Raw genomic sequence first — 26,237 nt, forward strand, 5'->3', positions numbered from 1 at the left:
GCCGTGATCCTGCGCGATCTGACCTTTCAACCCGACTTACTGCTCGAAGCTTCGACAAGGGCAATGATGATCAAGCGTTTTCTGACGACGTTCGCGACCGTAGCTCTCAGCAGCGCCGCCGGGCTTTCGCTCGCTGCCGCGCAGGGCTATCCGGCGGCATCGAATAGTGGCTATTCGATCCCGGCTGAACCCGGCTACCAGCCCGGCGGCTATCCCGCCAATGCGCGCGGCAACGCCATGGACGCGATGCCCGATTTCGATGCGCTGGACGAGGATGACGCGCAGTCGCGTAACGGCCGCCCGCAGGGCGGGCTGTCGAGCCCGGGTTATGCCAATCAGGGTCCGGTGACGTCGCCGGATGATCCGCGCTATGGCCGCCCGGCAAATAATACCCAGACCTATTCCTATCGTCCGGAGCCACAGGCTCCTGTGACGTCGCCCGACGATCCGCGCTATGGCCGTCCGGCCAATACGCCGGCCTACAACAACGCGCCGGCCTATTCGGATCGCGCCTTGCCGCAAGGGCCGGTGATGTCGCCTGACGATCCGCGCTACGGCCGTCCCGCAGGCCCGCCTCCGGTCATCTATTCTGATCGTGGCGCTCCCGATGGCGGCATTCGTCCGCCCGAGGCTGTGGGCGGCCAGAACTACGGCGCGCCGCAAGGCGCCCCGGTGACCGGCTCCGTGCAGCCGGGTGGCCAGAACATGGGTGCCAATGGCCGCTCGGTGATGGTCGCCTCACTGCCGCCGGAAGAGCAGCCCGATGCGGGTCCAGTGCAACTGCCGCCGAATCTGCGCCGTCAGGAAGTCAGCTTCGTCACCAAGGAGCCGGCCGGCACCATCGTGGTCGATACGCCGAACTATCACTTGTATTACGTGCTCGGTAACAACCGCGCCGTGCGTTACGGCGTCCGCGTGGGCCGCGACGGCTTCACCTGGAACGGCGTGCAGAAGATCTCCCGCAAGGCCGAGTGGCCGGATTGGCATCCGCCGGCCGAAATGATCGAGCGCCAGCCTTATCTGCCGCGCTTCATGGCAGGCGGCGAGGGCAACCCGATGGGCGCCCGTGCGATGTATCTCGGCTCGACCGTGTACCGCATCCACGGCACCAACCAGCCGTCGACTATCGGCAAGTCGGTGTCGTCAGGCTGCATCGGCATGCTCAATGACGACGTGTCGGATCTGTTCGAGCGCACCAAGGTCGGCACCCGTGTCGTCGTGATGCCCGGCAAGCCGCCGGCGACCACCGCATCGGCTGCACCGGTACCGGGCCAGAGCGCGGCCTACGCAGCGCCGCTGCCGGGTTCGCAGCCGACGACGATCCAGCCGCTACCAGCGCCGGTGAATGTGCGCTGATTTCGGCAGACTGACTTCAAACAAAACGGGCGCGGTGCGAAAGCACCGCGCCCGTTTTGGTTTCGTAGGATGGGTTGAGCGAAGGCGCGCAGCGCCGAAGCGATAACCCATCGGCCGAGCCAGCCGCATCGACGGAAGGATGGGTTTTCGCGAAGACGCTCAACCCATCCTACGCGACAGAGTTTAGTTCAACGGGCGCACCGGCTCGCCCTTCAGAAATCCGCCAATCCCTTCGATCGTCTCGGCATAGATGCGCTTGTAGTTCTCAGCCGTGACATAGCCGAGATGCGGCGTGATCACGACATTGTCGAGCTTGCGCAACGGGCTGTCGATCGGCAGCGGCTCATGCGAATAGGTGTCGATGCCAGCGCCGGCGATCTTCTTCGCCTGCAGCGTGTCAAGCAAGGCGGCTTCGTCCACGATCGGTCCGCGCGCGGTATTGATCAGATACGCGGTCGGCTTCATCCGCGCGAGATCGTCGCGTGACACCAGCCCGCGCGAGCGATCGCTCAGCACCACATGAATGGTGATGACGTCGGATTGCGCGAGTAGCTCTTCCTTCGTTGCGTAGGTGACGCCAGCCTCGGCGCAGGCTTCCGGCGTCAGATTGGTGCTCCAGGCCAGCACTTTCATGCCGAGTGCCTGCGCAATCTTCGCAACCTTGGTGCCGAGCTTGCCCAGCCCGATGATTCCGAGCGTCTTGCCGTCGACATCCTCGCCGAGCGTGACCTGCCACGGCTCGCCGGCCTTCATGCGCGCATGTTCGAAGCCGATCTTGCGCGTCAGTTCCAGCATCAATCCGATCGTGAGCCCTGCGGTCGGATTGCCGACCATCGCCGTGCCACACACGGTGACACCGTGCTCCTTGGCGGCCACCATATCGATGGCCGCATTGCGCATGCCCGAAGTGATCAGGAGTTTCAGCTTCGGTAGCGCCTCGAACATGGTTCGCGGGAACGGCGTGCGCTCGCGCATGGCGCAGACGATCTCGAAATTCTTCAGCGCGGCAGCGGCTTCATCGCCGGATGCGAAGGGCTTGTCGAATACTGTGACGTCGATCTGGTCGCCGAGCGCGGACCAGTCGGCCATCTTGAGAGCGACATTCTGATAGTCGTCGAGGATTGCACAGCGCAGCCGCGTCATGAGGTCGGTCCATCCGGTCAGGTGACGGCGGTCAAATGCCGTCAGGGGATGGAGACATCGCGCGACGCGCGCGTGCGTGCAAGCGCCGTGGCCGGCAATTCCGGCGCGATCAGCTTAATGTGAGGTGGGCGACGTTTCCTTGGCACGGCAGGCCGGGCCGGGACCGCGCATATAGTGCTGTTCCGGATGGTACGGGTTAAATGCCGCGACGAAGAAGGTCTGCCAGAACTCGCGAATCTCGCGCAGCAGTCCGGGCTGCGCCGACGTCTTGTCGGCGCGAGCGGATGATGGTCCTGATGTAATGGTCGCCATGACGGGCTCCGCCTGTCTGCCCGCGGCTCCAGCCGCGAGGGGCGTGATGAATCGCCCTGTCCCCACAGTGGTCGCCAGTTATTAAAAACCGGTTCGAATTGTCATGATCCGGCAGCCTCCAGAGGCTAGCGTTACCAATTGCTTAAGACCCCCCCGTTGCCCTTTGGGGGCGTGGCCGCTACATCGGTGGCAACCCGATTTTCATGCTCAAGCTCCGGATTCAAGGATCACGATGGCTCGCCAGTTCGTCTATTTCATGCAGGGTCTGACCAAGGCCTATCCGACCCGCAAGGTGCTGGATAACGTCCATTTGTCGTTCTATCCGGACGCCAAGATCGGCGTGCTCGGCGTCAACGGCGCCGGTAAATCGACCTTGCTGAAGATCATGGCGGGCCTCGACAAGGAATACACCGGCGAAGCCTGGGTCGCCCAGGGCGCTCGCGTTGGTTACCTTGAGCAGGAACCGCAGCTCGATGCCTCGCTGACGGTGCGCGAGAACGTCATGCTCGGCGTCGCCAAGCAGAAGGCGATCCTCGATCGCTACAACGAACTGGCGATGAACTACTCGGAAGAGACCGCCGACGAGATGACCAAGCTGCAGGACGAGATCGAGGCCCAGGGCCTGTGGGATCTCGACAGCAAGGTCGATCAGGCGATGGACGCGCTGCGCTGTCCGCCGGACGATGCCGACGTTTCCAAGCTGTCGGGCGGTGAACGCCGCCGCGTGGCACTCTGCAAGCTGCTGCTCGACGCACCTGAACTGCTGCTGCTCGACGAACCGACCAACCATCTCGACGCCGAATCCGTGTCGTGGCTGGAAGGCCATCTGCGCAACTATCCCGGCGCGATCCTGATCGTGACCCACGATCGCTACTTCCTCGACAACGTCACCTCGTGGATCCTCGAGCTCGATCGCGGCCGGGGCATTCCGTACGAAGGCAACTACTCGTCCTGGCTGGTGCAGAAGCAGAAGCGCCTGGCCCAGGAAGGCCGCGAGGACGCAGCCCATCAGAAGACGCTGGAACGCGAGCAGGAGTGGATCGCGTCGTCCCCCAAGGCGCGTCAGGCCAAGTCGAAGGCGCGTTACCAGCGCTATGAGGACCTGCTCAAGCAGGCCAGCGAGAAGCAGACGCAGGCTGCGCAGATCATCATTCCGGTGGCCGAGCGCCTCGGCGACAACGTGGTCGATTTCGAGCATCTCAACAAAGGCTTCGGCGATCGCCTGCTGATCGACGATCTCACCTTCAAGCTGCCGCCCGGCGGCATTGTCGGCGTCATCGGCCCGAACGGTGCCGGCAAGTCGACGCTGTTCAAGATGATCACCAAGCAGGAAACGCCGGACGGCGGCACCATCACCGTCGGTGACACCGTGCATCTCGGCTACGTCGATCAGTCGCGCGATGCGCTGGACGACAAGGCGACGGTCTGGGAAGAGATTTCCGGCAAGAACGAGCTGATCCTGCTCGGCAAGAAGGAAGTCAATTCGCGCGGCTACTGTTCGTCCTTCAACTTCAAGGGCGGCGACCAGCAGAAGAAGGTCGGCTCGCTGTCAGGCGGTGAACGCAACCGCGTCCATCTCGCCAAGATGCTGAAGTCCGGCGCCAATGTCCTGCTGCTCGACGAACCGACCAACGATCTCGACGTCGATACGCTGCGTGCTCTCGAAGAGGCGCTGGAGGATTTCGCCGGTTGCGCCGTGATCATCAGCCATGATCGCTGGTTCCTCGATCGTATCGCCACACACATCCTCGCTTTCGAAGGCGATAGCCATGTCGAATGGTTCGAGGGCAACTTCCAGGACTACGAGAAGGACAAGATGCGCCGGCTCGGCCAGGACAGCATCATCCCGCATCGCGTGAAGTACAAGAAACTGACGCGCTGAAGGGAGATCGCAAGATGTCGGACTGGAGCGCGCAGCAATATCTGAAATTCGAGGATGAGCGGACCCGCCCGGCGCGGGATCTGCTCGCGCAGGTGCCGCTGGCCGATGCGCGAAAGGTCGTCGATATCGGCTGCGGCCCCGGCAATTCCACCGAGCTTCTGGTCAATCGCTGGCCGGAAGCTGCGGTGGTTGGCGTGGATACGTCGGCCGATATGCTCCGCCAGGCGCGCGAGCGGCTGCCGGCGCAGACTTTCATCGAAGCCAATGTGGCCCATTGGGTGCCGCCGGCCGGCAGCGAGGTGCTGTTCGCCAATGCGATTTTCCAGTGGGTGCCGGATCACATCAAGCAGCTCAAGCGCCTTGCCACCGGTCTGCCCGCAGGTGGCGTGCTTGCCGTGCAGATGCCCGACAATCTCGATGAGCCGACCCATGTGCTGATGCGCGACGTCGCTTACATGGAGCCGTGGCGCAAGCAGCTCTCGAAGGCCGTCGAGCTTCGCGACACGCTGCCGAAGCCGGGCGCCTATTACGATGCGCTGCAGCCGATCTGTTCGCGGGTCGAGATCTGGCACACGATCTATAACCACGCGCTGGCCGACGCCGCTGCGATCGTGGAATGGGTGAAGGGCACGGGCCTGCGCCCCTTCCTCGATCCGCTCGACGGCCCCGAACGCAAGGCCTATCTCGCCGAATACACGGCGCGTATTGCGGCCACCTACCTGCCTCACGCTGATGGGAAGGTGTTGCTGCGCTTTCCGCGAATCTTCATCGTCGCCGTGAAGTAGTGTCGATGCGGCCAGTTGCCGCGCGGCTGGACATCATCACGTCCGGAACCACCCGATATAAGCCCGCATTGCAAACCGCCCTCAAGATTCTCTCATAACGAGACCTCCCGCATGTCCATGACGCCTGAAACGCCGTTGCCACCCAAGGGATTGCGGAGAGGGATGCGACCAGTTCCGGCGCTGATCTTCGGATCACGCTGGTTGCAGCTGCCGCTCTATATCGGACTGATCGTCGCGCAATGCGTCTATGTCGTGCTGTTCCTGAAGGAGCTCTGGCACCTCATTACGCATTCCTTCGACTTCAGCGAACAGCAGATCATGCTCGTGGTGCTGGGTCTGATCGACGTGGTGATGATCTCCAACCTGCTGGTTATGGTGATCGTCGGTGGCTACGAGACCTTCGTGTCACGGCTCAATCTGAACGGCCATCCGGACGAGCCGGAATGGCTCAGCCACGTCAATGCCAGCGTGCTGAAGATCAAGCTGGCGATGGCCATCATCGGCATCTCCTCGATTCATCTGCTACGCACCTTCATCGAGGCCGGCAATCTCGGCTCGACCACGGCCCGGACGACGAACTACACCGAGGCGGGCGTGATGTGGCAGACGATCATCCACATCGTGTTCATCCTCTCGGCGGTGGGCATCGCCTATGTCGACAAATTGTCGAACAGCGCTGAAGCACACGCCAATGGCCACGGCCGGCATGGACACAAGGCCGATCACGGAACGAGCGCGCATTGACGGGGCGGGGCAGGCGAACAGCATGGCGATCGCTGCTTTGCGGCGTATTGATTGGGTTCGTCCTGCCCATCTCGGAGGCCGCCTCTGCAGCCGACCCGGCCTTTACCAGCTTTGTCTCCTCGCTCTGGCCCGAAGCTCAAAAGGCAGGCGTGTCGCGCAAGACTTTTGACGACGCAACACGCGGCCTCGAGCCCGACTACAAACTGCCTGATCTTCTGTTGCCCGGCCGTCCCGCCACAGGCGCGCCGTCACAGGCGGAGTTCGTGCAGGTGCCCGCGGACTATCTGAAGGAAGCCAGCATCGCACGCCTCGCGGCTGAGGGGCGGCGTCTCTATGATCAGCACCGCAAGACGCTGCAGGCGATCGAGCAGCAGACCGGGGTGCCCGGCACCATCATCCTGGCGATCTGGGGCCGCGAGACCGACTATGGCCGCCATCGGCTGCCCTATGACGGCATCCGCACGCTCGCGACGCAGGCCTATGTCGGGCGCCGCAAGGAGCAGTATCGCGGCGAGTTCATTGCTGCGCTCAAACTGATCCAGAGTGGTGTGGTGTCACGCGAGGAGCTGCGCGTGTCATGGGGTGGTGCCACCGGCCTCACGCAGTTCCTGCCGGCCGAACTCGAAAAGCACGGCGTCGATTTCGACGGCGACGGCAAGGTCGACATCTGGAAGTCGGTGCCGGATGCGTTGGCTTCTGCGGCACAGCAACTGGTGAACAAGGGGTGGCAGCGCGGATTGCGCTGGGCCTATGAGGTGCGTGCGCCGGCGAATGCCGATTGCACCATGGGCGTGCCCGATGTCACGCGGCCGATCGGCGAGTGGATTCGCGCGGGCTTTGCGCCAGTGCGTGGCGAGCGCGTGAGCGCCGCCGAACACGCGCAACCGGCCTCGTTGCTGCAGCCCGAAGGAACCTATGGTCCGGCCTTCCTGACCACGAAGAACTACTTCGTGATCAAGGAATACAATTTCTCCGACCTCTACGTGCTGTTCGTCGGTCACGTCGCAGACCGCATTGCCAATGGCCAGCCATTCGCAACGCCTTGGGCCGCGACCAGACAACTCCGCAGTACCGATGTGGAAGCGATGCAGCGCCATCTGACCTCGCTCGGACTTTACAGCGACAAGGTGGACGGCAAGGCCGGCATGAAAACGCGTGCAGCGGTAGGCGCGTTCCAGAAATCAGCAAGGCTCAAGCTTGACTGCTGGCCGAGCGACGAGGTCTTGCGCGCGATGAACGCACGATAAAGCTATCTCCAAAAGAAAAGCCCGGCCGCGAAGGCCGGGCTTTTCATATCGGACCGTAAGGTCGCCTGCGATTAATCGCAAACCTCGACCGGGCGGTAGCGCCAGACGCCACGATAGTCGTCCCAGACGCGCTGGCGGACGACGCGGCAGGCCGGCTCCACATAAACCGGGGCCGGGGCGTAGCCGTAGCCACCGTAAACCGGAGCCGGACGGCTGGCGGCGATGGCGCCACCGAGCAGCGCGCCGCCGATCAGGCCACCGGCAACGCCAGCAGCGATACGGCCGCCGTCGGCCTTGGCAGCGGGTGCCACGGCGATCAGCGAAGCCGCAACCGTCGCAGCGGCAACCAGAGCGGAAACTGTCTTCTTCATATCAAGTCTCTCCCACAAGGGCGCCGCAAGCGACGCGTTTAAAGGTTCTCACGCGGATTCGAACTGACGGCTACTTCAAGCGCCCAACCGTCAACCCGGCGTAAACACTCGCCAAGCAGTGACCCGAAAAAGCGGTTTTTTCGCGCCACTTCAAGTCATGCACATCGGAATCAATCTGGTCCGGTGTGCAGTCGAATCTCTCGGACTTAGCCGCAAACACGAACGCGGCGGAAGCGCCAGCCATAGCCATCCCAGAAGCGCTGACGCTGCCAGTAGCAATCGCCATAATAACCGGGGCCGGCGACATAGGCCGGGCCGCCATAATAGCCGTAACCGGGGCCATAGTAACCCGAGCCCGCGGCGATCGCGCCGCCGAGCAGGGCGCCGCCGATCAGGCCGGCGGCAACGCCCGCTCCGCCGCCGCCATGGCGCCAGTGCTGCGCGCTCGCAGTCGTCGGCGCGGCTGTCACGGCCAGAGTGGCTACGGCGGCAAGGGCCATCAGGGTCTTCTTCATGGCATCACCTCATCACGTTATGTCCGCATCAAATAGCGGGGCAGGCGACCAAAAGTTTCACATCCGACTTGAATGATCAATGAACGGAACCGCGCTGATTTGGTCGCAAATTCGTTGCCGGCAATAATTGGACGCGCTGTCAGGCAAGCCGGTTCAATGCGATCTTGTCCGGACCGGTCGCATTTTACCCGTCCAGGGCAAATGGGGGCGGGGTTCTGCGTCGTTTAGATTCATTCCAGAATAATGCAGCCAGATCAGTAGTTTGGAATAGTTTGAAGTTGCGCGTTTTAGCTTTGCATCCGGCAGGCCGCTTCCCTATCCAACAGGGGTACCGACCTGCGAGCGTGCTTTCACCTGATGATCGTCTGTTCCTGCAACGTCTTCACCGACCATGACATCCGCAAGGCTGTCTCCGGGGCCCAGCCGCCACGGACGCCGGGTCAGGTCTATGGGTGCCTGGGCTGCAGCGCTCAGTGCGGACGCTGCGTGCGCACCATCAAGAAGATCATGGACGAAGCGCTCGGCGCCTGCGCCAAATCCTGCTGCTCCGGATGCCCGCATACGGCCGCTCATGCAGCTGTTGCCGATCTCGATGTGCCGGCTCCGGTGGAGATGCACGCTTCGGCCGCCGTCGGGGTTGCTGCCTAAGTCTTTCTGTTTTATCTGAAATTTGAAATCTCCACCGTTTCTGTTCGAGCCGGTGAGAGAAGGGTTGTTCTCCGTCTCAATCTGATTTAGAAGAGTTCTAAATTGGATTTCGGGCCATTTTGGTTGAGCCCGGCAATAGGAGAGCATCATGAAGGGCGACCCGAAGGTCATCGAATTTCTCAACAAGGGTCTGCGCAGTGAGCTGACCGCGATCAGCCAGTATTGGCTGCATTTCCGCCTGCTGAACCACTGGGGCCTGCTCGACATGGCCAAGATGTGGCGCAAGGAGTCCATCGAGGAGATGGTCCACGCCGACCGCTTCACCGACCGCATCCTGTTCCTGGACGGTTTCCCGAACATGCAGGTGCTGGATCCGTTGAAGATCGGCCAGAACGTCAAGGAAATCATCGAATGCGATCTGGCCGCCGAAATCGGCGCCCGCACGCTGTACCAGGAAGCGGCCACCTACTGCCGCAGCGTCGGTGATTACGTCTCGAAGGATCTGTTCGAAGCCCTGATGAAGGACGAGGAAGGTCATATCGACTTCCTCGAAACCCAGCTCGACCTCATCGAGCGCATCGGCATCGAGCTCTACACCCAGAAGCACATGGGTGGCCTCGAGGGCGAACACTAAAACTCATGCTGCCCGGCGTCTCAATAGATGCCGGGCAACCTGGCCCGCCCTGGATCAAGCTGGGGCGGTGCCGGCATGTCGCAATTCGCGAATGCCGCCCGGATCGCCGTCCATGCGCCGGCAACGGGATATTCGACCGCGGTGCGCCCGCCGTCGATCGATCTGATCCTCACATACAGCACCGCTGATTTTTCCAGCTCCGCCACGAAACGGGCGATCGTCTCGCGATCCTCGATGACGATGATCCTGTTGTTGCGCAGGACGCGGACGGCGACGTCCTGATGTCCGGGCAAGTCGTCGAATCGATAGCCCAGCACCGTGTTGCGGCCGGTGCCGATCTTGAAATCGAACGCGAAGCGGATCAGCGGCTCCTTGCGCTCCATGCATGTAAGCAGCAGCGACGAGACCCTGGGATATTCGAGGTTGCTGTTCGAGGCCTCGGCATAGACGAAGGCGCTTGGCAGCTCGGCGCCGGAGACGCGGTCCGGCTGATGAGCGATCCACCAGTCGTGGACCCGCGTCTCGCCCAGCTCGGTCACAAAGGGATCGCGCAAACAGCCGCAAAGCGTGAATCCCGCAGCCACGACCATGCAAATCGACGCGACGCCACGCACAACGCTCTCCCCCAAGAGCATCAAATATGCAACCTTAGGGTGCTTTTAGCAAGGTTGGTTGTGGCGTCGCCTGCGGCAGCTGTCTTCTACAAATTCTTGCGATAGGCCACTTCGATTTCGCCCTGGGTCATCGGTGCGCCCTCGGGCTGGGTCACAGCCTTGGTCTGGTCGAACACGATCTCCGAAATCGACGGCATCACGTCGCGCTTCACCTGTATCTCCGGTGACCAGAGCTTCGAGCGCATCAGCGCCTTGCCGCAATGGAAGTAAGCCTCCGTCACCTTGATGCAGAGCACGGCGCGTGGTGGCTTGCCGAATTCCTCCATCGTGGCCATCAGCTCCGGATCTTTCGACAGCGTCGCGACGCCGCTGACACGCAGCGTATCGTCGATGCCTGGCACGAAGAAGATCAGCTGCACGTGCCCGCTGCCGTTGAGCACGTTCTGGAACGTGTCGATGCGGTTATTGCCGGGGCGGTCGGGCAGGTGCAGTTCGGTGTCCGATGCGATCTGCACGAAGCCGACGCCGCCACCGCGCGGCGAGGCATCGACGGTGCCATCGGGCCCGGACGAGGCGAGCACGCAGAAGGGCGACAGCGAAATGAACTTGCTCGAATGCACATCCAGCGTCGGCCGCGCCTTCGCGATCACGCGCGGATGCGGGGTGGGATAGATGTCGCGCAGCTTTTCGGCGGTCACATCGGTCACGGTCATTCTCCAGCGAATTTGCAGCGTAAAATAACACGCGGGACCGGCGCCGCAAAGCTAGCGCGACGCTCGTTTGGCTACCCGCCACGGCCAATCGATCACCCCGGCGCAAAACAGTGCCCACCAGATGATCACCGGCTGAAACGCCAGTCGTGGTCCGTGATACCACCAGCTATTGCCGATCACGGGCATCTCGATGCCGTCGAGGGCATGTTTGATATTGGCCGGCCACACGCAGAGGGCATACAGCGCCATGGCAAGGCCAGCCCACCAGCGCAGCCGCGAGCGCGACACCAGCGCGATCGAGGCCGCGATCTCGAAGACGCCGGTGGCGAGGATCACCTCGCGTGGAAATGGCACCCAGGCCGGGGTGATCAGCAGCAATGTCTCCGGCACCCACAGATGCGCGATGCCTGCGGCAGAGTAGAAGGCCGCAAGCACCCATCGCATGACCGCGCGCGTCGTTTGTTGTGGCGTCGCGTGGGACGTCGTCTCGCCTGTCACGATTTATCGACGATCACCGTATTCGGGCGGTCAGAGCCGGGCGCCGTTTCCTCGTGCCATTGGCCGTTCTCGTCTTCATAGGAAATCACTTCGGTGCGGCCGGGCGTGCGCTGTTCGGCAGCGGCGCGGCGCGCAGCAGCGAGGGCGCGCTCGCGCGTCGGATAGGGCTCGGAGAACACGGCGCCGACCTTGTAGGCCCAGCCGCCATCATGTTCGACGATCTTGTAGGTGACTTCTGCCATGGTGCTTTCTCTCATGCGGACTCGCACGCTGCGATCATACCGCATCTGCCGGGACGAAACAGCTGATGACGATGCCGTCGCCACGGCGAACATACCACACCACCGCCTCGCCGACGGGATTGCCGCGATCGCGGATCACCGCATGTCCCGGTACTTCCATCCAGACGCCTTCAATGGGAACCCAGTAGGCGCCGTGGCGCACGTCATATTCGGTGCGATGCCCATCGGACATATCGCAACACGGTACGCCCGTGGGGCTGACGACGCTCTTGAACCAGTTGCGGATGTGGTCCGGGACATCGCCGAACTGACCGCGATCCACCGCATGCGCGGTCGGAGCAAGAGACATGGCCATCGCGAAAAGAGCAAACCGCATTCCAGACCGCATGCGAACCTCACATCGGTTGAGCCGGAGCGGCTATGCCGCGAACAGTCCCGGCGACTCGGATTGTGATGATGATTAAGCCCGAGCTAGGGCGACAGCGCCTGCTCAAATGATAGGCCATCCACCGGAGATCGCTGCACCGCAAGACGGCCGGGCGCATGCTCCGCATCTTGGCTTACGCCCGTGCCATGCTAGCATTCGCGCAAGCGGTCCGATCGAGGCCGTCGTCCGGGAGGATCCACATGCCGCATCACGCGCGCGCCATCATTGCCGTTGTCATCGCTTTGCTGTGGTCGGTTACAGCGCACGCCGCCGATTATCCTGCGCCGAAACACGCCGACTGGATCGCCAAGGATTTCAAATTCCACACCGGCCATGTGATGCCGGAACTGAAGCTGCATTACACCACGGTGGGCGCACCGGGCGGGCAGCCGGTGCTGGTGCTGCACGGCACCGCAGGCTCGGCGCAGAGCATGCTGACGCCGGCTTTCGCGGGCGAATTGTTCGGGGCCGGCCAGCCGCTCGATGCGAGCAAATATTACATCATCATTCCCGACGGCATTGGCCACGGCCAATCGTCAAAACCGTCCGACGGCATGCGCACCGCATTTCCGAAATACAATTACGATGACATGGTGGATGCGCAGCATCGCTTGATCACCGAAGGGCTCGGCATCAAGCACCTGCGGCTGGTGATCGGCAATTCCATGGGCGGCATGCATGCCTGGATCTGGGGCAGCAAATATCCGGATACGATGGATGCGCTGGTGCCGATGGCGGCGCAGCCGACGGAGATGAGCGCGCGCAACTGGATGATGCGGCGCATAATGGTGGAAACCGTGCGCGCCGATCCCGACTACAAAGGCGGCAACTACACGTCGCAGCCGGGCATGATGAAATATGCCTCGGTGATGTTCGGCATCGCCACGGCGGGCGGCACGCTGGCCTATCAGTCACTGGCGCCGACTGCGGCAGCAGCCGACAAGAATGTGGATGATCGCCTGAAGGCGCCGTTTGTCGCGGATGCCAATGACTTCATCTATCAGTGGGAGTCATCGCGTGATTACAATGCGTCTGCCGCACTGGAAAAGATCGCAGCGTCGGTGCTGGCGATCAATGCTGCAGATGACGAGCGCAATCCGCCGGAGACGGGGCTCATGGATACCGCGATGAAGCGGATCAAGCAGGCAAAACTGCTGCTGATCCCGGCGAGCGCCGAGACGCGCGGGCATCTGACCACGGGCTTGGCGAAGTTCTACAAGAAGGAACTGCAGGAACTGCTGCAGACGGCGCCGCAGCGGACGATGTGAAGCGACATATCTGCCGCCTCATTTGTCGTCACCCGGCTTGACCGGGTGACCCAGTAGACACCGGTCGTGGTGATAGACTGCGGCTTTTGTGTTTACTGGATCGCCCGCTCCAAGAGCGCAATTGCGCACCAGGGCGGGCGATGACAGTCGTCATGATTGACGTCGATGCGAAGGACCTCAGTCGTCCTTCTTCTTCCGCTTCTTCTTTTTCTTGCCGTCGTGCTCTTCGTTTTCGGTCAGCTCGCCCGCAGCCGTCTCAACCTCGATCATCGCAGCGACACGCTCGGCCATCTCCTGCTGCTCGCGCAGCAAGGCGGCCTCGCGCTCGGCTTCCTCGCGCTCGCGCGTCTTGCGGTGGTCTTCCCATGCATCGAAGATCATGTGCAGCCACGGCACGATCTGCTCAAAGCTCGGCAGCGCGCCGGGCGGGCCCTGTTCGCCGCGCGGGCCTTGCTCGCCCTGAAGGCCGGGTTTGCCATCGATGCCCGGTTTACCCTGCAGGCCCTGCTCACCGCGTGGCCCCTGAGCGCCGACCTTACCTTGCGGCCCCTGCGGACCGGCCTTGCCTTGCGGCCCCTGATCGCCGCGCGCGCCTTTCGCGCCGGCTTTGCCGGGGGCACCGGGCTTGCCGACGATGCCGGGCTTGCCCTGTGCGCCTTCGGGGCCGGGACGGCCGGGATGACCCTGCGGGCCCGGTGCACCCGGCTCACCGCGTGGTCCGCGCTGTCCGGCCCGGCTGATCGTCTCTTTCGCCACGCTCTGTACTCCGTTCGTGATTCCAATTGTGGCGCTTTTAACAGGGGAAGGATGACGGCAGCAATTCTGCGGTGTGTTCGACCTGAACGCGAACCCAAATCGTTCTGCCTGCGTCAAAGGGGCGGCTCACAGGGAGACAGGTCATGCTGCCGTCCACGCGGTTGAAACTCGCATCACTATTGTTCGGCGCCTTCTGGGCGCTCGGCATGTTCTGGTGGAGCGGCGCCTACAGCATTTCCAACGCGGCGTTGCTTGCCATCTGCGGCGCTTGCGCGGGCTGTGGCTGGTACTGGCTGATGCGCGGCTGCATCGTACGTGGGCGCTTGCCGGAGCACTAGCTGCTCGCCGGCACCTCGATGCCATCCGCCGAATATTGCTTGATCTTGTTGCGCATGGTGCGGACGGAGACGCCGAGCACGCGCGCCGCATGCGTGCGGTTGCCGTCGCAGCGCGCCAGTGTCTGCAGCATCAATTCGCGTTCGACTTCCTCGACGGTGGCGCCGACCAGCATCGGCACGACTTCGCTCGGCTCGGAGGCCGGCACCAGCGCATCGGCATCGAAGCCGCCATCGCAGGTGTCGTCTGAACCGTCGGAAAATTCACGCGCGGAATAATCGTCGCTGGTGAAGCTTTGGGACATCGGCATCCTCCCGATCAACGCACGTCTTGCGAGCGCAAGGCGATACATCGAGACAAACAGCCCCCCAGCCGTGCCGGCAGGGTGGGCGCGTTTGGTTAACGAAAGGTTAACGGGACCGTCGTGAGCTACCGCCCGAACTTGGCGATGCTGTTATAGGACTCCACCAGCTGGTTGTAGTCGCGCAGCAGGCGCGCCGGTGAGCCTTCGACCATCCAGCCGCTGCCGGGCTGCATCATCATCTTCTCGCCCTGCGAATAGGGCACCTTGTCGCGAATGCGGCGCATCAGCTGCTTCGATGTCACCAGCACCGATTTCGCATTGCTGGTGAAGAAGGACGACACCTTGCCGCCATCGGCCGCGTTCGCCTCCTCGAAACCCTTCACGGTGGTCTCGAGATCGGCCACCGCCTTGGTGATCGCGTCGATATCCGGCTTGCCGGTGTCCTGCAGGCGCAGCACGCGCTTGGCGTCGATCATGATCACTTCGACATAATAGCGCGTCTTCTTGCCTTCCTTGGCCTCGATCTCCTTGAGTGCCTCCAGCTTGCGCTTGTCATTGATGGCATCGACGCCGGCGCGGAGCGACTTGTCGGCGGCGGAGAACGCATCCCAGGCGGCGACGAGTTTTGGATGCAGGGCGCGGCCCTTGGCCATCTTGTCGTCCTTGTAGTTCTCCTGGGTGTAGTAATCGTCCGCGTCCTTCAGCAACGGGCCCAGCGTCGTCACGGCGCTGACATAGGCGGAGGCGGCTTCTTCCAGCGTTGCATCGCGCGGCTCCAGCGCATTGGCGCTTTCGACGCTCTTCTTGCAGTCGTCGGTGTCGTAGATCGTATAGAGCCCATAGATGATGCGCTCCTTTCCGGTCGGCCCGGATTTCGGCGCCCAGCTGAAATAGCGCGCCTGCGAGTCATAGGCGCGCGACGACAGCCGGTTGATGCAGCCGACATAGGCATTGAGCTTTTCGGTCGCCGTGGAGGATTGTGCCGTGGCGGGCGTGGTGTTCGCCGAGGTCAGTGCGAGCGCCGCACCGGCAGCAACAACGAATGCGCGAAAAGAAATCATCGATCAGGTCTCCAGCGCCGAGCTATGCTTTGGTACGGCGGCAACGATAGGGGAGGCGCGCGAGCACAGCCAGAGAGGACCGCGCATAGCGCTATGCCGTCTTCGCTCCATTAGTTGCGTGATCCACCTTATGGGTTCACGTGTGATGCGCCTGTGACGTTCGACCAAAGCAAAAGGGCGGGTTGCTTGCGCGACCCGCCCTTCGCAATCATCAGCTTAGAATGCTTACAGCGCCTTGTTGCTGTCCTTCACCGCCTGCGCCTGGACATAGACCTGTTCGCCCATGTCCTTGAACTTCTGGCTCATGCTGGCCATGCCGTCCTCGATCACGCCACTCATCGACATGCCCATGCTCGCCTTGCCGCCAAGGCTCAGCGCGGCCTTCTCGTTGTCGCCGAGCGTCGCTGCGTAGTCGCGCACGTCCTGCGTGATCTTCATCGAGCAGAACTTTGGTCCGCACATCGAGCAGAAATGCGCGACCTTGTGGGCTTCCTTGGGCAGCGTCTCGTCGTGATAGGCAACCGCGGTTTCCGGATCGAGGCCGAGATTGAACTGGTCCTGCCAGCGGAAATCGAAGCGGGCGCGGGAGAGCGCGTCGTCGCGCAGCTGGGCGGCGGGATGACCCTTGGCGAGATCCGAGGCATGCGCCGAGATCTTGTAGGTGATCACGCCGACCTTGACGTCGTCGCGGTTGGGCAGGCCGAGATGCTCCTTCGGCGTGACATAGCAGAGCATGGAGCAGCCGAACCAGCCGATCATGGCCGCACCGATGCCCGAGGTGATGTGATCGTAGCCCGGCGCGATGTCGGTGGTCAGTGGCCCGAGCGTATAGAACGGGGCTTCGCCGCATTCCTTGAGCTGCTTGTCCATGTTGATCTTGATCTTGTGCAGCGGCACATGGCCGGGGCCCTCGATCATCACCTGGCAGCCCTTCTTCCAGGCGATCTGCGTCAGTTCGCCGAGCGTCTCCAGTTCGGCGAATTGCGCACGATCATTGGCGTCGGCAATCGAGCCCGGCCGCAGGCCGTCGCCCAGCGAGAATGAGACGTCATACTTGCGCATGATGTCGCAGATTTCCTCGAAATGGGTGTAGAGGAAGCTCTCCTGGTGATGCGCCAGGCACCACTTGGCCATGATCGAGCCGCCGCGCGACACGATGCCGGTGACGCGGCTGGCGGTGAGGTGGATATATTGCAGCCGCACGCCGGCATGGATCGTAAAATAGTCCACGCCCTGTTCGCACTGCTCGATCAGCGTGTCCTTGTAGAGCTCCCAGGTCAGCTTGACCGGGTCGCCGTCGCACTTTTCCAGCGCCTGATAGATCGGCACGGTGCCGATCGGAATCGGCGCATTGCGCATGATCCATTCGCGCGTGGTGTGGATGTTGCGGCCGGTGGAGAGGTCCATCACGGTATCGGCGCCCCAGCGGATCGCCCACACCATCTTGTCCACTTCCTCTTCCACCGACGACGTCACGGCGGAGTTGCCGATATTGGCATTGATCTTGGTGAGGAAGTTGCGGCCGATGATCATCGGCTCGAGTTCGGCGTGGTTGATGTTGCAGGGGATGATCGCGCGGCCGCGCGCGATCTCGCTGCGCACGAATTCCGGCGTGATGAACAGCGGCACTTCGGCGCCGAAGCTCTCGCCATCGGCGCGCGCGGCTTCGGCGCGCTCGAGCTGCTGCTTGCGGCCGAGATTTTCGCGCTCGGCGACATAGATCATCTCCTTGGTGATGATCCCGGCGCGGGCGAATTCAAGCTGGGTGATCATGTGATCGCCGACACCGCGCAGCGGCTTGTGATGCGCCTTGAAAGCGGCGGCAGCATGCTTGGCGCCGACATTGCCGTTGTCTTCCGGCTTGATGTCGCGGCCTTCATATTCCTCGACGCCGCCGCGCTCCTTCACCCAGTCAAGGCGCGAACGCGACAGGCCGTTATTCACGTCGATCAGCACGTTCGGATCGGTATAAGGGCCCGACGTGTCGTAAACTGGCAAGTTTGGCTCGCCGGCGCCTTCGGACAAAATGATCTCGCGCAAAGGCACGCGCAGGTCGGGTGCGCTATCAGGGACAGAATAGAATTTGCGCGAGGACGGCAGTGCGCCGGTGGTGACGGCGGGCAGGGTGGTGTCGGGATTGGAGCGGATGTTCATGGGACGATCCTCCTGGTTTGGCGATTAGGCTCGTAAGTTCTTGGGTCGTCATTGCGAGTAGCGAAGCGACGAAGCAATCCAGACTTTCTTCACTTGGCTTCTGGATTGCTTCGCTGCGCTCGCAATGACAGTGAGAGACGGATAGTCAGGCGCCGAGCCATTGCCGCACGCGGGCATCCGGATCGGAATTCTGGGTGACATCGCTGACCACAGCGATGGAGTCGGCACCCGCGGCAAAAATCTCCGCGGCGTGTTCGAATTTGATGCCGCCGATGGCGACCAGTGGAATATCGCCGACGCGCTTCTTCCACGTCGTGATCTTCGGAATGCCCTGCGGCGCGAAGCGCATAGATTTCAGCGTGGTGAAGAAGATCGGCCCGAGCGCGACATAGTCAGGCTCTGCGCGCAGCGCGGTTTCCAGTTCCTCCTCGTCATGCGTCGAAAGGCCGAGCGTGATGCCGGCCTTCTTGATCGCGGCGACATCGGCCTCGGCGAGGTCTTCCTGGCCGAGATGCAGATGCTGCGCCTTGAGCTCGATGGCGACGCGCCAGTAGTCGTTGACCACTAATTTCGTGCTTGTGCCTTTGGTCACGTCGAGTGCCGCGCGAAACAGGATCATCGCCGACGCATCGTCGAGATCCTTCGCGCGTAACTGGATGGTGCCGACACCGACCGCGGTGAGGCGCCTCACCCATTCCACGGTGTCGACGACGGGATAGAAACGGTCAGGATACGGCATGCCAGAACGGTGTCCCGATGACTGGAGTGGAAGGAGATGCGAAATCACGTTCGCCCATCAGCCCGGCCTCAAAACCGGTGCGGCCGGCCTCGACGGCGAGACGGAAGGCATTGGCCATGGCGACGGGATCGGCGGCCTTGGCGACGGCGGTGTTGAGCAGCACGGCGTCATAGCCGAGCTCCAGTGCCTCGGCCGCATGCGACGGTGCGCCGATGCCGGCATCGACGACCAGCGTGATATCGGGCAGGCGATCGCGCAGCAGTTTGAGCGCATCGCGATTGATGATGCCGCGCGCCGAACCGATAGGCGCCGCCCAGGGCATCACCACCTTGCAGCCGGCATCGACGAGGCGCATCGCGACGCCGAGATCCTCGGTGCAATAGGGGAAGACCTCGAACCCGTCCTTCACCAGGATATTCGCGGCTTCGACGAGGCCGATCACATCGGGCTGCAGTGTGTCGTTGTCGGCGATCACTTCCAGCTTGATCCAGGGCGTGTCGAACAGTTCGCGCGCCAGCTTTGCAGTGGTCACGGCCTCGCGCACGCTGCGGCAGCCGGCGGTGTTGGGCAGCACGGCGACATCGAGTTCGCGGATCAGCGACCAGAACGCATCGCCGGTCTTGCCGCCGGCGCTCTCGCGACGGACGGACACGGTGACGATACCGGCACCGGACGCGCGGATGGAATCCTGCATGATGGCAGGCGAAGGGTAGAGCGCCGTGCCGATGAGAAGGCGGGAGGCGAAGGTCCTGCCGTAGAAGGTCACGGTGGAGGTGGTTGCAGGAGTGTTGCTCATGCGGCTTCTCCAATCTCGCTTGTCATTCCCGCCCCGCTTGTCATCCCCGCGAAAGCGGGGATCCAGTAGACACGGGCAGCAGTGCTTAAGCCGCAGCGGCGGTGTGTACTGGATCGCCCGGTCAAGCCGGGCGATGACAGTGGAGTGTGTGGCATACGCATCCTCACCCTCCCTGCCGCGGCGTGATGATCTCGATCTCGTCGCCCGCCTTCAGTGCCGTTTCCGCCCACTGGCTGCGCGGCACCACGTCGTAGTTGATCGCAATCGCGCAATGCGTGCCGGCGTAATCGAGCTCGCTCAGCAGCGCGCTCACATCCGCGGCCTGGATCTCGCGGGCCTCGCCATTGACCGTCACTTGCATTGCATCACCTCATTGTCGATCGCGCCACGCTGCACATAGTTCAGCGTCAGCTCCGCCAGCGCAGGCGCCAGCAGGAAACCGTGGCGATAGAGGCCGTTCACCGCGATGGTATTCTTCTCGATCGCAATGCGCGGCAGATTGTCGGGGAAAGCCGGGCGCAGGCCCGCGCCGAATTCGAGAATGCGCGCTTCGGCAAAGGCCGGATGCACCGCATAGGCCGCGCCGAGCAGTTCAAGCGCCGAACGCACGCTGACGCCGCTGCCTTCGTTCTCGATCGACGTCGCACCCAGCATGAAACGATTGTTCGCGCGCGGGATCACATAGAGCGGCCAGCGCGGATGCATCAGGCGGACCGGGCGCGACAGCTGCACCTCATCGGTTTCAACGATGATGATCTCACCCTTCACGCCACGGAGCTTCGACGTCTCGTCCTGCTCGCGCGCAAAAAGCCCGCGGCAATCGATCACGAGGCCGTCGAGATCCTCGGCCTTCGCCTCGCAATTATATTTGATGGTGCCGCCAGCCGCGGTGATGCGCCGATGCAGTTCGGGCAGCACCAGCCGCGGCTCCACATGGCCTTCGCCGGGATAGAACAGCCCGTCGCGAAAGCGGCCTTCCAGCGATGGCTCGATCTCGGCGACACCAGCGGCATCGAGCCGCTTGTAGCCCGACGTCATCTTCGCAAAGCGTTCGAAGTCCGCGCGGTCGCGCGGGTGCGCAATCACCAGCGAGCCGTTGAACGGCGTGTCCGGCAGTTCCGCGCGCCACAGCTCCAGTGCGCGCAGACCGAGTCGCGAGATCACCGGCTCGGAGACTTCCGCCTCACACCAGGGCGCCAGCATGCCGCCGCCCCAATGGGTGGTGGCGTCGCGCATCTCCGCATTGTCGCGCTCATAGAGCGTGACGGCGTGACCGGCCTTGGCAAGCAGCAAAGCCTGCCACGCACCAGCGATACCCGCGCCAATTATGGATATAGGAGAGGTCGCCACGGCTGACTCGCCGCGCGACGCATGCGTCGTCTGATTCATCCCTGTCCCTTCGCCGGCATGACCCGGATCAGGTTCAAAGGGTCACCGCGGTATCGCATCACTCGGGATCGAGCATGCAAGCTAGCGGTATCTCAGCTCCTCGTCGGAGCCCCCCTCGGAACGACTCTAATTTAAACCTCCGGTGCTGCGTGTCAACGCGCCTTCACCGAATGGTCACAGTGGCATTCTTTTCCAAGACTTAGGGCTTGGGTGTCTCGACACTGGCCTGCTGGGTCTGCGCGGCTTCCTGCTGCTTCAGGCGCTCGGCGTCCTTGGCGAAGATCGGCTGATGCGGCGGCGCGGAGACTTCGCGGCGCTGGCGCTTGGCCGCGTAGTAGTAGCCGCCGGCATAATAGGACACCGCGCGGTTGTGGTCGCCATGGGCGGCGCGATAGGCGCCCGCCAGATATTTGACGCCGTAAGTGAGATTGGTGTTGGGGTCGCGCAGGCCTTCTGCGGTGCCGGTGTAGCCGACGCCGCGGGCGGTCGCGAGCTTGATCTGCATGAGGCCGATGGTGGCGCCGCGGCCGATCAGGCCGGGATTATACTTGCTCTCGCGCATGATGACGCGATGCACCAGCGCTTCCGGCACGCCATTGGCCTGGGCATGCGAGGCCGCCATGGCCTGATAATCGGCGCGCTGCTGCGCATGGGCGAATTGGGGGAGGGTGGCGAGGGCGACAGCCGACGCCAGAATGGTCGAAATACGGATCATCAATGGTCTCGAAAGTGGCATCCGGCGGCAGTAAAGGGCCGGTCTTTCAGATGGCCTAAACCATCCCGCTCAATTCTTCTCGTTTGAGGCGCGAATTGAGTCTTTCTCGGGGCTGGCTTGCCGGGTTCCGGCAGCGATTTACCTCAAATTATGCCGCTTTGTGGTCCCATCGGCGCATTCGCGGCTGCTGATGCCGTTCTGCCACGGTCTGTCCATGACGATGTCGCTCGCTCACGCCACCGAAGCCCGCAAGCTCGACGGCCTGTTTCCGCTCTGGGTCGGCATCGGCGTCTATGCGCTGCTGCTCGCTGTCGGCAGCGGGCTGCTCAACGATCCCGACACCTATTGGCAGATCACGCTCGGGCAATGGATGCTCGATCATCACGCGGTGCCGCGTACCGATCTCTATTCTTTCACGATGCAGGGCCAGCCCTGGATCTCGACGCAGTGGCTGGCGCAAGTCGCCTATGCGCTTGCTTACAATATCGGTGGCTGGGCTGGCCCCGTCGTGCTCGCAGCCGCATCGGCATCGCTTGCCATTGCGCTGCTCGCGCATTTCCTGAATGCGCGTCTCGCCCGCACGCCGACCCTCATCATCCTCGCGGCGACGCTTGCTTTGATGGCCGGCCACATGCTGGCGCGGCCGCATGTGCTGGCGATGCCCATCATGGTGGCCTGGGTCGCCGGCCTCGTCGCTGCGATGGATCGCAAAGGCGTGCCGTCGTTCTGGCTGCTGCCATTGATGGCGCTGTGGGCCAATCTGCACGGCGGCTTCGTGCTCGGCCTCGCGCTGATCGGTCCCATCGCACTCGATGCAATCTGGCACGCGCCGAAAGACAAACAGGCGCGCGCATTGCTGCACTGGGCCCTGTTCGGTCTCTGCGCACTCGGTGCGAGCTGCATCACGCCTTACGGCTGGGAAGCACTGCTGGCATCGCGCCGCATCCTCAGCCTTGGCGCAGCACTCGCGGTGATCGGTGAATGGCGTCCAGCCAATTTCGGCAAGGCCGGTCCGCTCGAATTTTCCGTGCTCGCAGCGTTCGCTTTCGTCCTGTGGCGCGGCATCAGGCTGCCGCCCATGCGCATCGTGCTGGTGCTCGGCTTCGTCTATATGGCGCTCGGCCATGTGCGGAATGCCGAAGTGCTGGCGCTGCTGGCGCCATTGGTGCTGGCGAAGCCGCTGGGTGAGCAGCTCGGACGCGATGACGATCGCGATGTGGCCTCATCGCCGAGCCGGCTGCTGCTTGCGGGCATCGCACTATGCCTGATTGCCGGCACCATCATCGTTGCATCCATCCGCCAATACACACCGTCCGAGCGTGCGGCGCCGATCGCTGCTGTCGATGCGCTGAAGAAGCTGAATGTCAGCCGCGTGTTCAATGACTACGATTTCGGCGGCTATCTGATCTGGCGCGGCGTGCCGACTTTCATCGATGGCCGCACCGAACTGTTCGGCGAGAAGCTGATGGTCGATCACAACGACGCCAGCGGCCTCGCCAAGCCGGATAATCTGTTCCGCCTGCTGAAGGATTACGAGATCAACGCCACCTTCATGCGCACCGAAAGTGCCGCCACAAAGTTGCTCGATCGCATCGATGGCTGGGAGAAGGTCTATAGCGACGAGCTCGCGACCATCCATGTGCGGAAAGGCGTGCCGGGTGAGCAGGTGCGCTAATCGTAGGATGGGTTGAGCGCAGCGATACCCATCACCGCGAGCGCATGCTGTGATGGGTATCGCTTCGCTCAACCCATCCTACGCCACCGCCGCCACCGGCAGCGTAATCCGTACAATCAATCCCTGCGGCTGCCGATCCCGCAATGTCAGCTCGCCGCCATGGGCCAGCGCGATCGCGCGTGCAATGGATAGCCCGAGCCCGAATCCCGAAGCCTCGTGATCCATGTTCCGTGCATCATCGCCGCGGACAAAAGGCTGCAGCATGGCGCTCTTGCGCGCATCGGAAATGCCCGGTCCGTCATCGGCCACATCGATGACGGCGCCGGTTTCCGACATGGTCAGCGTGATCACCGCCTCGCCGCCGAACTTGACGGCATTCTCCACGAGATTGGTGACCGCGCGATGCAGGTCGTCCGGCCGCGCCATTGCCATCGCATGCGAGGGGCCGTCATAGGTCACCATGTGCCCGATATCGGCGAACTGGTCGGCGATCAGCTGCAGCGTGGTGGCGATGTCGGTGAGGGTAAGCTCCTCCAGCCGGCGATCGTTGCGCAGGAACGACAGCACGGCTTCCAGCATCGCGCGCATCTGGTCGAGATCGCGCAGCATGTGGCGGCGGCTGTTCTCGTCTTCGATGAATTCCGAGCGCAGCCGCAGCCGGGTGATCGGCGTGCGCAGGTCATGGCTGATGGCGGCCAGCATCTTGGTGCGGTCGTCGATCAGCGCGGTGATGCGCTCGCGCATGCGGTTGAGCGCGCGGGCGACGGCGCGGATCTCTTCCGGCCCGCGCTCGGGCAATGGCGTCGACGTGCCGCTGAGGCTGAACTCTTCCGCCGTCCGTGCAAAGGATGACAGCGGCTCCGCCAATACGCGTGCGGCCCACAGGCCGAGCAGGGTCAACGTGATCACCGCAAATGCAAAAGTGAGGAAGACCGGCCCGCCCCAGAAAGGACGCGGAGGGCGGTCGGGCATGTCGGTGACCGAGAATTTCTGGCCATCGGCGAGCACGATGCCGACGCGGTTGTCAGCCAGAGGCAGCGCACGAACATCCGGCGCCATCTGCCGGCTCATGCGGCGAAACGGAAATGTCTCACTGCGCTCCTCGGCATCTGCGCTCTCGACCAGGCCGCCGGGCTCGTCGCGCAAATCGAATTGCGGGAAGGTCTGCATCATGCGGGCGAACAGTGCGGCGCGATCGCCTGCCGGTGTCGCCGACAGCAATTTCGCCATAGCCACCAGCTCGCCATGTCCGCGTTCCGGCGGCGGCGGTTGATCGGGCCGCAGCAGCGAGAATCCGACGCCGATGATGATATGAATGGCGACGATCGACACCACCACCAGCGCCGCGATCTGGCCGCTGATGCGCCGGAGATTGAGGACGTTCAACAGCCGCATGATCAGGCCGGCTGCAGGCCTGATGACGTTTCCCCGCCGACGGTCTCCACATTCGGCGTGAACATGTAGCCGCCGGAGCGCACGGTCTTGATCAGCTGCGCATCCTGCGGATCGACCTCGATCTTGCGGCGGATACGGCTCACCAGCACGTCGATGCTGCGCTCGAACGAGCCGGCATTGCGGCCCTGTGTCAGGTCAAGCAGGCTGTCGCGCGACAGCACGCGGCCGGGGCGTTCGACGAAGGCGCGCAACAAATCGAATTCGGCCGAAGTCATCGCAATGCGCGCGCCCTCGGGATTGCGCAGCTCGCGAAGGCGGAAATCCATCTGCCAGCCAAGGAAGGTGAGGGCAGAGGCGTCGGGCACTGCGCTCGCATTGAGTGCGGTCGCCTGCCGCCGCAGCACCGCATTGATGCGGGCCAGCAATTCGCGCGGATTGAACGGTTTCGGCAGATAATCGTCAGCGCCCATTTCCAGCCCGAGGATGCGATCCACATCCTCGCCGCGCGCCGTCAGCATGATGATCGGCACCTGCGACTCCGCGCGCACGCGGCGGCACAGGCTGAGGCCGTCTTCGCCGGGCAGCATGACGTCCAGGATCATCAGGTCGATGCGGTTGTCTGCCAGCGCCTTGTCCATTTCGCGCCCGTCGGCCGCGACAGTGACATTACACGCATTGGTACGCAGATACTTCGCAATCAGCGTGCGGGTTTCGCGGTCATCTTCCACGACCAGAATATGGGGAGGGTTTGCCATGAGACCCTTTTGGCGAGGAATGGCGCCGATTGCAGGGAAAATTTGTTTCGGTCTGTTGCTGTTCCCGTCAGCGTAACGCCTTGCAACATCTTGGCAAGCCGACAGCAAGGCTTCGTTAACATGGTTAACGGGAAATGGCTGCAGTCACAGGCCAAGCCTCCCGGAGCAGATCATGACATCCATCTCGGCTGCATCCAGCAGCCTCTATCAATCGCCTCTCCAGAAGCTGCAGCAGCAGCTGCAGGCCCAGGTCACCTCGGGAACAATCAGCAGCGGCGACCAGGATGCATTGTCAACGGCCCTGGACAGCATCGATTCCTCGATGCAGGCCGACCGCAGCAGCGCGAGCAGCGGCACACGACCGTCGGCGGACGACATGACGTCGAAGATCGACAGTCTGATCAGCGCACAGGTCTCGAGTGGCAACCTCACCTCGGAGCAGGCCGATGAATTGAAGGGCGTGTTCGAATCGGCCTTCGCCGATGCCCCCGGCGGAGTCAAGGGCGCGGGTGGTCCGCCTCCGGGCGGTGGTCCCGGCGGTCCCCCGCCGTCCGACAGCGACGACGATAGCGATGACACCGATAGCACCACTAATATCAGCGACGTCATGCAGCAGTTCCTGGACTCGCTGAAGCAGTCGCTGGAAGCGTCGACATCGAGTTCCTACAGCGCCAGCGGCACGACGGCGTCGGGAACCTCGGCGTCGTTCACCGCGCTGCTGCTGGACTACAAGAGCTAGAAATATTGATGATGTCATCCGCCG

At 62.9% G+C, this 26,237-nt stretch carries 31 protein-coding genes and 1 riboswitch; of the genes, 11 read left to right on the plus strand and 20 right to left on the minus strand.

Going from position 1 to position 26,237, the window contains the following annotated elements:
- Positions 1 to 63: 63 nt before the first annotated feature.
- Entirely contained in the window at positions 64 to 1,356 is a 1,293-nt protein-coding gene (locus tag AC1RQ5_RS10810) for a L,D-transpeptidase (protein WP_398479972.1), read from the plus strand.
- A 183-nt stretch (positions 1,357 to 1,539) separates the two neighbouring features.
- Here the strand turns inward: AC1RQ5_RS10810 and AC1RQ5_RS10815 are convergent, their stop codons facing one another.
- Together AC1RQ5_RS10815 and AC1RQ5_RS10820 are read right to left on the minus strand one after the other, a co-directional pair.
- Positions 1,540 to 2,499 carry a D-2-hydroxyacid dehydrogenase family protein gene (locus AC1RQ5_RS10815; protein WP_493198855.1) on the minus strand — a complete coding sequence of 320 codons (960 nt, stop codon included), beginning with the start codon at positions 2,497 to 2,499 and terminating at the stop codon, positions 1,540 to 1,542.
- A gap of 114 nt (positions 2,500 to 2,613) precedes the next feature.
- A complete protein-coding gene (locus AC1RQ5_RS10820; protein ID WP_493198857.1) occupies positions 2,614 to 2,811 on the minus strand; it encodes a hypothetical protein in 198 nt (65 codons plus the stop codon).
- 232 nt (positions 2,812 to 3,043) lie between these two features.
- Here AC1RQ5_RS10820 and ettA point away from each other — a divergent pair, with 232 nt between their 5' ends.
- From ettA to AC1RQ5_RS10840, 4 genes are all read left to right on the plus strand, one after another.
- Positions 3,044 to 4,693, plus strand: coding sequence for an energy-dependent translational throttle protein EttA (ettA, locus tag AC1RQ5_RS10825; RefSeq protein WP_398479966.1), 1,650 nt, complete (start codon positions 3,044 to 3,046; stop codon positions 4,691 to 4,693).
- Between the two features lie 14 nt (positions 4,694 to 4,707).
- Entirely contained in the window at positions 4,708 to 5,478 is a 771-nt protein-coding gene (tam, locus tag AC1RQ5_RS10830; RefSeq protein ID WP_493198859.1) for a trans-aconitate 2-methyltransferase, read from the plus strand.
- Positions 5,479 to 5,589: 111 nt separating this feature from the next.
- A complete protein-coding gene (locus tag AC1RQ5_RS10835; RefSeq protein ID WP_398479962.1) occupies positions 5,590 to 6,222 on the plus strand; it encodes a TIGR00645 family protein in 633 nt (210 codons plus the stop codon).
- Positions 6,223 to 6,254: 32 nt separating this feature from the next.
- On the plus strand, positions 6,255 to 7,469 hold the full coding sequence (locus AC1RQ5_RS10840) for a lytic murein transglycosylase (RefSeq protein ID WP_493203384.1): 1,215 nt from the start codon (positions 6,255 to 6,257) through the stop codon (positions 7,467 to 7,469).
- Between the two features lie 71 nt (positions 7,470 to 7,540).
- Here the strand turns inward: AC1RQ5_RS10840 and AC1RQ5_RS10845 are convergent, their stop codons facing one another.
- Together AC1RQ5_RS10845 and AC1RQ5_RS10850 are read right to left on the minus strand one after the other, a co-directional pair.
- Positions 7,541 to 7,840 carry a hypothetical protein gene (locus tag AC1RQ5_RS10845; RefSeq protein WP_398479960.1) on the minus strand — a complete coding sequence of 100 codons (300 nt, stop codon included), beginning with the start codon at positions 7,838 to 7,840 and terminating at the stop codon, positions 7,541 to 7,543.
- A gap of 206 nt (positions 7,841 to 8,046) precedes the next feature.
- Positions 8,047 to 8,355, minus strand: a complete 309-nt coding sequence (locus AC1RQ5_RS10850; protein WP_398479958.1) for a hypothetical protein — start codon at positions 8,353 to 8,355, stop codon at positions 8,047 to 8,049.
- Between the two features lie 357 nt (positions 8,356 to 8,712).
- Here AC1RQ5_RS10850 and AC1RQ5_RS10855 point away from each other — a divergent pair, with 357 nt between their 5' ends.
- Together AC1RQ5_RS10855 and bfr are read left to right on the plus strand one after the other, a co-directional pair.
- Positions 8,713 to 9,003 (plus strand): (2Fe-2S)-binding protein, encoded by a 291-nt coding sequence (locus AC1RQ5_RS10855; RefSeq protein WP_398479956.1) that lies wholly within the window; start codon positions 8,713 to 8,715, stop codon positions 9,001 to 9,003.
- 148 nt (positions 9,004 to 9,151) lie between these two features.
- Positions 9,152 to 9,637 (plus strand): bacterioferritin, encoded by a 486-nt coding sequence (bfr, locus tag AC1RQ5_RS10860; protein ID WP_398470010.1) that lies wholly within the window; start codon positions 9,152 to 9,154, stop codon positions 9,635 to 9,637.
- A 20-nt stretch (positions 9,638 to 9,657) separates the two neighbouring features.
- On the opposite strand, the gene AC1RQ5_RS10865 is transcribed toward bfr, so the two are convergent.
- The 5 genes from AC1RQ5_RS10865 to AC1RQ5_RS10885 all read right to left on the minus strand — a co-directional run bounded on the left by AC1RQ5_RS10865 (position 9,658) and on the right by AC1RQ5_RS10885 (position 12,053).
- Positions 9,658 to 10,176 (minus strand): hypothetical protein, encoded by a 519-nt coding sequence (locus AC1RQ5_RS10865; RefSeq protein ID WP_493198862.1) that lies wholly within the window; start codon positions 10,174 to 10,176, stop codon positions 9,658 to 9,660.
- Positions 10,177 to 10,337: 161 nt separating this feature from the next.
- Positions 10,338 to 10,958, minus strand: a complete 621-nt coding sequence (locus AC1RQ5_RS10870) for an MSMEG_1061 family FMN-dependent PPOX-type flavoprotein (protein WP_493198864.1) — start codon at positions 10,956 to 10,958, stop codon at positions 10,338 to 10,340.
- A gap of 57 nt (positions 10,959 to 11,015) precedes the next feature.
- A complete protein-coding gene (locus tag AC1RQ5_RS10875; protein WP_493198865.1) occupies positions 11,016 to 11,408 on the minus strand; it encodes a DoxX family protein in 393 nt (130 codons plus the stop codon).
- A 50-nt stretch (positions 11,409 to 11,458) separates the two neighbouring features.
- On the minus strand, positions 11,459 to 11,704 hold the full coding sequence (locus tag AC1RQ5_RS10880) for a DUF2188 domain-containing protein (RefSeq protein ID WP_398479948.1): 246 nt from the start codon (positions 11,702 to 11,704) through the stop codon (positions 11,459 to 11,461).
- Positions 11,705 to 11,738: 34 nt separating this feature from the next.
- On the minus strand, positions 11,739 to 12,053 hold the full coding sequence (locus AC1RQ5_RS10885) for a hypothetical protein (RefSeq protein WP_398479946.1): 315 nt from the start codon (positions 12,051 to 12,053) through the stop codon (positions 11,739 to 11,741).
- A 278-nt stretch (positions 12,054 to 12,331) separates the two neighbouring features.
- Between AC1RQ5_RS10885 and AC1RQ5_RS10890 the strand changes: the two genes are divergently transcribed.
- Positions 12,332 to 13,399 carry an alpha/beta fold hydrolase gene (locus AC1RQ5_RS10890; protein WP_493198868.1) on the plus strand — a complete coding sequence of 356 codons (1,068 nt, stop codon included), beginning with the start codon at positions 12,332 to 12,334 and terminating at the stop codon, positions 13,397 to 13,399.
- A gap of 177 nt (positions 13,400 to 13,576) precedes the next feature.
- Here the strand turns inward: AC1RQ5_RS10890 and AC1RQ5_RS10895 are convergent, their stop codons facing one another.
- Complete coding sequence (locus AC1RQ5_RS10895) at positions 13,577 to 14,155, minus strand: collagen-like protein (RefSeq protein WP_493198870.1); 579 nt, start codon at positions 14,153 to 14,155, stop codon at positions 13,577 to 13,579.
- Between the two features lie 143 nt (positions 14,156 to 14,298).
- Between AC1RQ5_RS10895 and AC1RQ5_RS10900 the strand changes: the two genes are divergently transcribed.
- The gene (locus AC1RQ5_RS10900) at positions 14,299 to 14,493 is read left to right on the plus strand and encodes a hypothetical protein (protein ID WP_493198872.1); all 195 of its coding nucleotides are present in this window, start codon (positions 14,299 to 14,301) and stop codon (positions 14,491 to 14,493) included.
- Here the strand turns inward: AC1RQ5_RS10900 and AC1RQ5_RS10905 are convergent.
- The 8 genes from AC1RQ5_RS10905 to AC1RQ5_RS10940 all read right to left on the minus strand — a co-directional run bounded on the left by AC1RQ5_RS10905 (position 14,490) and on the right by AC1RQ5_RS10940 (position 21,649).
- Entirely contained in the window at positions 14,490 to 14,795 is a 306-nt protein-coding gene (locus AC1RQ5_RS10905) for a helix-turn-helix domain-containing protein (RefSeq protein ID WP_493198874.1), read from the minus strand. The two genes, AC1RQ5_RS10900 and AC1RQ5_RS10905, sit on opposite strands and share 4 nt — an antisense overlap.
- A 125-nt stretch (positions 14,796 to 14,920) precedes the next feature.
- Positions 14,921 to 15,856, minus strand: coding sequence for a YiiG family protein (locus tag AC1RQ5_RS10910; RefSeq protein WP_493198875.1), 936 nt, complete (start codon positions 15,854 to 15,856; stop codon positions 14,921 to 14,923).
- Positions 15,857 to 16,081: 225 nt separating this feature from the next.
- Positions 16,082 to 18,010: a phosphomethylpyrimidine synthase ThiC gene (thiC, locus tag AC1RQ5_RS10915; RefSeq protein WP_493198876.1), complete on the minus strand. Its 1,929-nt coding sequence runs from the start codon at positions 18,008 to 18,010 to the stop codon at positions 16,082 to 16,084.
- Between the two features lie 145 nt (positions 18,011 to 18,155).
- On the minus strand, positions 18,156 to 18,749 hold the full coding sequence (locus AC1RQ5_RS10920; RefSeq protein ID WP_493198877.1) for a thiamine phosphate synthase: 594 nt from the start codon (positions 18,747 to 18,749) through the stop codon (positions 18,156 to 18,158).
- Positions 18,736 to 19,545 carry a thiazole synthase gene (locus AC1RQ5_RS10925; protein WP_493198879.1) on the minus strand — a complete coding sequence of 270 codons (810 nt, stop codon included), beginning with the start codon at positions 19,543 to 19,545 and terminating at the stop codon, positions 18,736 to 18,738. Before AC1RQ5_RS10925 ends, AC1RQ5_RS10920 begins: the two co-directional genes overlap by 14 nt.
- Before the next feature lie 163 nt (positions 19,546 to 19,708).
- Positions 19,709 to 19,906, minus strand: coding sequence for a sulfur carrier protein ThiS (thiS, locus tag AC1RQ5_RS10930; protein ID WP_493198880.1), 198 nt, complete (start codon positions 19,904 to 19,906; stop codon positions 19,709 to 19,711).
- On the minus strand, positions 19,897 to 20,934 hold the full coding sequence (locus tag AC1RQ5_RS10935; protein ID WP_493198882.1) for an FAD-dependent oxidoreductase: 1,038 nt from the start codon (positions 20,932 to 20,934) through the stop codon (positions 19,897 to 19,899). Before AC1RQ5_RS10935 ends, thiS begins: the two co-directional genes overlap by 10 nt.
- A riboswitch (TPP riboswitch) is annotated at positions 20,922 to 21,060 on the minus strand. Its footprint overlaps the gene before it by 13 nt.
- Before the next feature lie 73 nt (positions 21,061 to 21,133).
- Complete coding sequence (locus tag AC1RQ5_RS10940) at positions 21,134 to 21,649, minus strand: transglycosylase SLT domain-containing protein (RefSeq protein WP_493198884.1); 516 nt, start codon at positions 21,647 to 21,649, stop codon at positions 21,134 to 21,136.
- Between the two features lie 214 nt (positions 21,650 to 21,863).
- Between AC1RQ5_RS10940 and AC1RQ5_RS10945 the strand changes: the two genes are divergently transcribed.
- Positions 21,864 to 23,324 carry a hypothetical protein gene (locus AC1RQ5_RS10945; protein ID WP_493198886.1) on the plus strand — a complete coding sequence of 487 codons (1,461 nt, stop codon included), beginning with the start codon at positions 21,864 to 21,866 and terminating at the stop codon, positions 23,322 to 23,324.
- Positions 23,325 to 23,402: 78 nt separating this feature from the next.
- Here AC1RQ5_RS10945 and AC1RQ5_RS10950 read toward each other — a convergent pair whose 3' ends face one another.
- Entirely contained in the window at positions 23,403 to 24,719 is a 1,317-nt protein-coding gene (locus tag AC1RQ5_RS10950) for an ATP-binding protein (RefSeq protein ID WP_493198887.1), read from the minus strand.
- Between the two features lie 2 nt (positions 24,720 to 24,721).
- Entirely contained in the window at positions 24,722 to 25,474 is a 753-nt protein-coding gene (locus tag AC1RQ5_RS10955; protein WP_398479916.1) for a response regulator, read from the minus strand.
- Between the two features lie 172 nt (positions 25,475 to 25,646).
- Here AC1RQ5_RS10955 and AC1RQ5_RS10960 point away from each other — a divergent pair, with 172 nt between their 5' ends.
- Positions 25,647 to 26,213, plus strand: a complete 567-nt coding sequence (locus AC1RQ5_RS10960) for a hypothetical protein (protein ID WP_493198890.1) — start codon at positions 25,647 to 25,649, stop codon at positions 26,211 to 26,213.
- Positions 26,214 to 26,237 lie beyond the last annotated feature (24 nt).

The sequence above is a fragment of the Tardiphaga sp. GW821-FHT12E02 genome (assembly GCF_058807155.1).

What these genes read in the sequence shown, in the direction of transcription:
- AC1RQ5_RS10810 (WP_398479972.1), top strand. Translation starts at nt 64, where the DNA reads ATGATGATCAAGCGTTTTCTGACGACGTTCGCGACCGTAGCTCTCAGC.
- AC1RQ5_RS10815 (WP_493198855.1), bottom strand. Translation starts at nt 2,499, where the DNA reads ATGACGCGGCTGCGCTGTGCAATCCTCGACGACTATCAGAATGTCGCT.
- AC1RQ5_RS10820 (WP_493198857.1), bottom strand. Translation starts at nt 2,811, where the DNA reads ATGGCGACCATTACATCAGGACCATCATCCGCTCGCGCCGACAAGACG.
- ettA (WP_398479966.1), top strand. Translation starts at nt 3,044, where the DNA reads ATGGCTCGCCAGTTCGTCTATTTCATGCAGGGTCTGACCAAGGCCTAT.
- tam (WP_493198859.1), top strand. Translation starts at nt 4,708, where the DNA reads ATGTCGGACTGGAGCGCGCAGCAATATCTGAAATTCGAGGATGAGCGG.
- AC1RQ5_RS10835 (WP_398479962.1), top strand. Translation starts at nt 5,590, where the DNA reads ATGTCCATGACGCCTGAAACGCCGTTGCCACCCAAGGGATTGCGGAGA.
- AC1RQ5_RS10845 (WP_398479960.1), bottom strand. Translation starts at nt 7,840, where the DNA reads ATGAAGAAGACAGTTTCCGCTCTGGTTGCCGCTGCGACGGTTGCGGCT.
- AC1RQ5_RS10850 (WP_398479958.1), bottom strand. Translation starts at nt 8,355, where the DNA reads ATGAAGAAGACCCTGATGGCCCTTGCCGCCGTAGCCACTCTGGCCGTG.
- AC1RQ5_RS10855 (WP_398479956.1), top strand. Translation starts at nt 8,713, where the DNA reads ATGATCGTCTGTTCCTGCAACGTCTTCACCGACCATGACATCCGCAAG.
- bfr (WP_398470010.1), top strand. Translation starts at nt 9,152, where the DNA reads ATGAAGGGCGACCCGAAGGTCATCGAATTTCTCAACAAGGGTCTGCGC.
- AC1RQ5_RS10875 (WP_493198865.1), bottom strand. Translation starts at nt 11,408, where the DNA reads ATGCGATGGGTGCTTGCGGCCTTCTACTCTGCCGCAGGCATCGCGCAT.
- AC1RQ5_RS10880 (WP_398479948.1), bottom strand. Translation starts at nt 11,704, where the DNA reads ATGGCAGAAGTCACCTACAAGATCGTCGAACATGATGGCGGCTGGGCC.
- AC1RQ5_RS10885 (WP_398479946.1), bottom strand. Translation starts at nt 12,053, where the DNA reads ATGTCTCTTGCTCCGACCGCGCATGCGGTGGATCGCGGTCAGTTCGGC.
- AC1RQ5_RS10890 (WP_493198868.1), top strand. Translation starts at nt 12,332, where the DNA reads ATGCCGCATCACGCGCGCGCCATCATTGCCGTTGTCATCGCTTTGCTG.
- AC1RQ5_RS10900 (WP_493198872.1), top strand. Translation starts at nt 14,299, where the DNA reads ATGCTGCCGTCCACGCGGTTGAAACTCGCATCACTATTGTTCGGCGCC.
- AC1RQ5_RS10905 (WP_493198874.1), bottom strand. Translation starts at nt 14,795, where the DNA reads ATGTCCCAAAGCTTCACCAGCGACGATTATTCCGCGCGTGAATTTTCC.
- AC1RQ5_RS10910 (WP_493198875.1), bottom strand. Translation starts at nt 15,856, where the DNA reads ATGATTTCTTTTCGCGCATTCGTTGTTGCTGCCGGTGCGGCGCTCGCA.
- thiC (WP_493198876.1), bottom strand. Translation starts at nt 18,010, where the DNA reads ATGAACATCCGCTCCAATCCCGACACCACCCTGCCCGCCGTCACCACC.
- AC1RQ5_RS10920 (WP_493198877.1), bottom strand. Translation starts at nt 18,749, where the DNA reads ATGCCGTATCCTGACCGTTTCTATCCCGTCGTCGACACCGTGGAATGG.
- AC1RQ5_RS10925 (WP_493198879.1), bottom strand. Translation starts at nt 19,545, where the DNA reads ATGAGCAACACTCCTGCAACCACCTCCACCGTGACCTTCTACGGCAGG.
- thiS (WP_493198880.1), bottom strand. Translation starts at nt 19,906, where the DNA reads ATGCAAGTGACGGTCAATGGCGAGGCCCGCGAGATCCAGGCCGCGGAT.
- AC1RQ5_RS10935 (WP_493198882.1), bottom strand. Translation starts at nt 20,934, where the DNA reads ATGAATCAGACGACGCATGCGTCGCGCGGCGAGTCAGCCGTGGCGACC.
- AC1RQ5_RS10940 (WP_493198884.1), bottom strand. Translation starts at nt 21,649, where the DNA reads ATGATCCGTATTTCGACCATTCTGGCGTCGGCTGTCGCCCTCGCCACC.
- AC1RQ5_RS10945 (WP_493198886.1), top strand. Translation starts at nt 21,864, where the DNA reads ATGACGATGTCGCTCGCTCACGCCACCGAAGCCCGCAAGCTCGACGGC.
- AC1RQ5_RS10950 (WP_493198887.1), bottom strand. Translation starts at nt 24,719, where the DNA reads ATGCGGCTGTTGAACGTCCTCAATCTCCGGCGCATCAGCGGCCAGATC.
- AC1RQ5_RS10955 (WP_398479916.1), bottom strand. Translation starts at nt 25,474, where the DNA reads ATGGCAAACCCTCCCCATATTCTGGTCGTGGAAGATGACCGCGAAACC.
- AC1RQ5_RS10960 (WP_493198890.1), top strand. Translation starts at nt 25,647, where the DNA reads ATGACATCCATCTCGGCTGCATCCAGCAGCCTCTATCAATCGCCTCTC.